General features: G+C 48.0%; 5 protein-coding genes. 4 read left to right on the top strand and 1 reads right to left on the bottom strand.

Annotated elements, in window-relative coordinates:
• The 4 genes from RTW80_RS24195 to yfcO form a co-directional block, all read left to right on the top strand.
• Positions 1-278, top strand: a 278-nt coding sequence (locus RTW80_RS24195) for a fimbrial protein (RefSeq protein ID WP_312720578.1), incomplete at its 5' end; no start/stop codon positions are given.
• Complete coding sequence (locus RTW80_RS24190; RefSeq protein ID WP_001232541.1) at positions 275-763, top strand: fimbrial protein; 489 nt, start codon at positions 275-277, stop codon at positions 761-763. The genes RTW80_RS24195 and RTW80_RS24190, both read left to right, overlap by 4 nt.
• On the top strand, positions 760-1,299 hold the full coding sequence (locus RTW80_RS24185) for a fimbrial protein (RefSeq protein WP_001043398.1): 540 nt from the start codon (positions 760-762) through the stop codon (positions 1,297-1,299). The genes RTW80_RS24190 and RTW80_RS24185 overlap by 4 nt, the downstream gene beginning before the upstream one ends.
• A 1-nt stretch (position 1,300) precedes the next feature.
• Complete coding sequence (gene yfcO, locus RTW80_RS24180) at positions 1,301-2,122, top strand: fimbrial adhesin YfcO (protein WP_312720576.1); 822 nt, start codon at positions 1,301-1,303, stop codon at positions 2,120-2,122.
• 70 nt (positions 2,123-2,192) lie between these two features.
• Here the strand turns inward: yfcO and RTW80_RS24175 are convergent.
• The coding region (locus RTW80_RS24175) for a Smr/MutS family protein (RefSeq protein WP_312720581.1) at positions 2,193-2,340 on the bottom strand (148 nt) is incomplete at its 5' end.

Below are 2,340 nucleotides of genomic sequence, written 5' to 3'. Positions count from 1 at the left end.
GCACAAACAGTCTTGCTAACGACTTGCGGATGCAACTTAAGGGCAATACCTCAACGATTAACGGCGAAACGGTACTCAGTACCAATATCACCGGGCTGGGCATTCGGATAGAAAATAGCGCCGATAACTCATTGTTTGCCGTCGGTGAAAATAGCTGGACGCCATTTAATATCAATAACCAGCCACAGTTGAAGGCTGTACCTGTGAAGGCAAGCGGGGCGCAACTTGCTGCGGGCGAGTTTAACGCCAGTTTGACCATGGTGGTGGACTATCAATGAGAAAGACTTTCTTAACCCTGCTTTGTGTCAGTAGCGCCATAGCTCATGCTGCTGATGAAGACATCACCTTTCACGGGACATTATTGTCACCGCCAACCTGTAGCATCAGCGGTGGTAAAACCATTGAAGTCGAATTTCGCGATCTCATTATCGACGACATCAACGGCAACTATGGTCGTAAAGAGGTGCCATATGAACTCACTTGTGACTCGACGACCCGTCATCCAGATTGGGAGATGACCCTCACCTGGACTGGTACACAAACCAGTTTTAATGATGCAGCAATTGAAACTGATGTACCCGGTTTTGGTATCGAGCTTCAGCACGATGGTCAGCGTTTTAAACTCAATACTCCGCTTGCTATCAACGCCACTGATTTTACGCAAAAGCCGAAGCTGGAGGCCGTACCGGTAAAAGCGAGTGATGCTGTGTTAAGCGATACGAATTTTTCGGCTTACGCAACATTACGGGTGGATTATCAATGAATAAATCAATGATTCAGTCCGGTGGTTACGTCCTGTTAGCGGGGCTGATATTGGCAATGAGTAGCACGTTATTCGCGGCAGATAATAATCTGCATTTCTCCGGTAATTTATTAAGTAAATCCTGTGCGCTGGTGGTGGATGGCCAATATCTGGCAGAGGTGCGCTTTCCCACGGTCAGTCGTCAGGATTTGAACGTTGCAGGCCAGTCCGCTCGTGTACCCGTAGTCTTTAAGCTGAAAGATTGCAAAGGGCCGGCGGGATACAACGTAAAAGTCACGCTCACGGGGGTAGAAGACAGCGAACAACCCGGTTTTCTGGCACTGGATACGTCATCAACCGCTCAGGGAGTGGGAATTGGCATGGAAAAAACCGACGGAATGCAGGTTGCCATCAACAATACAAATGGGGCGACCTTTGCGCTAACCAATGGCAATAACGATATCAATTTCAGAGCCTGGCTACAGGCGAAAAGCGGCCGTGATGTGACGATCGGTGAATTTACCGCCTCTTTAACTGCGACATTTGAGTATATTTAAAATGAAAATACTACGATGGTTGTTCGCTCTGGTCATGCTTATTGCTACTACAGAAGCTATGGCTGCCGGGCATAGCGTTGACGTTTACTACGGTTACAACGGTGATTCGCGTAATATTGCGACTTTTAATTTAAAAATAATGATGCCATCCGCAGTGTACGTTGGTGAATATAAAAGTAGTCAATGGCTCATGACTGGGGAAATATTGCAAAATGTGAGCTGGAGTGGTCCTCCTCCTGCCCCTTCGGTTAAGCTGATTGGCTACCATCAAAATATCAACAAAGCAAGTTGTCCTGGATTACCGTCTGGGTGGAACTGCGGGTATTATACATTTGAGGTTATTGTCTCTGCAGAGATTGAATCTTACTTTTCTTGTCCATGGTTGGTTATTATGAATGACTCTGAAGCCTCTCCAGGGGGCGTGACGTATCAGGGGCCTGATAGTCACGACACGATTTGTCCATCCGTTTCTGTTCAACCTTATGACGTTTCATGGAATGAGAATTATGTCAGTAAGTCAAAACTGCTCACCCTGCAGTCGACGGGCGGTGTGGTTGAGAAAACGCTTTCAACGTATTTGATGAAAGATGGGAAGTTGTGCGACAGTACGCAGATGAATGAAACAGGTGGTTACTGCCGCTGGGTTGCACAGATGATACCTTTTACCGCGTCGGGATGTGACAAGGCGGAAGTCTCGGTCACGCCAAATCGACACCCTATAACGGACAAACAGTTACACGATATGGTCGTGCGTGTTGATACCAGCAGTATGCAGCCAATCGATTCTACTTGCCGGTTCCAGTACATACTGAATGAGTTGTAGCCCTTAGATACACCAGGCAGGGGCATTCGCCCCTGCCATTACCCGTACCTGGCGCAACGCGCTCAACTCCTCAGGGCAACTCCGGCGGCAGCCACTCTTCGACTTCAATCAACACCAACAACGCCGCATCACCGCCATACTCTTTTGGTGCCTGATGAAAGGCCATCACATGCGGATGTTGTGCCAGCCACAGCGGTGTTTGTTGCTTCAAAATATGC

Origin of the sequence: Escherichia sp. AM3, from assembly GCF_032029835.1 — a bacterium.
Taxonomy (GTDB): domain Bacteria; phylum Pseudomonadota; class Gammaproteobacteria; order Enterobacterales; family Enterobacteriaceae; genus Escherichia; species Escherichia coli.
The sequence above is the reverse complement of the archived record's forward strand: the minus strand, read 5'-3'. Positions and strand labels throughout refer to the sequence as shown.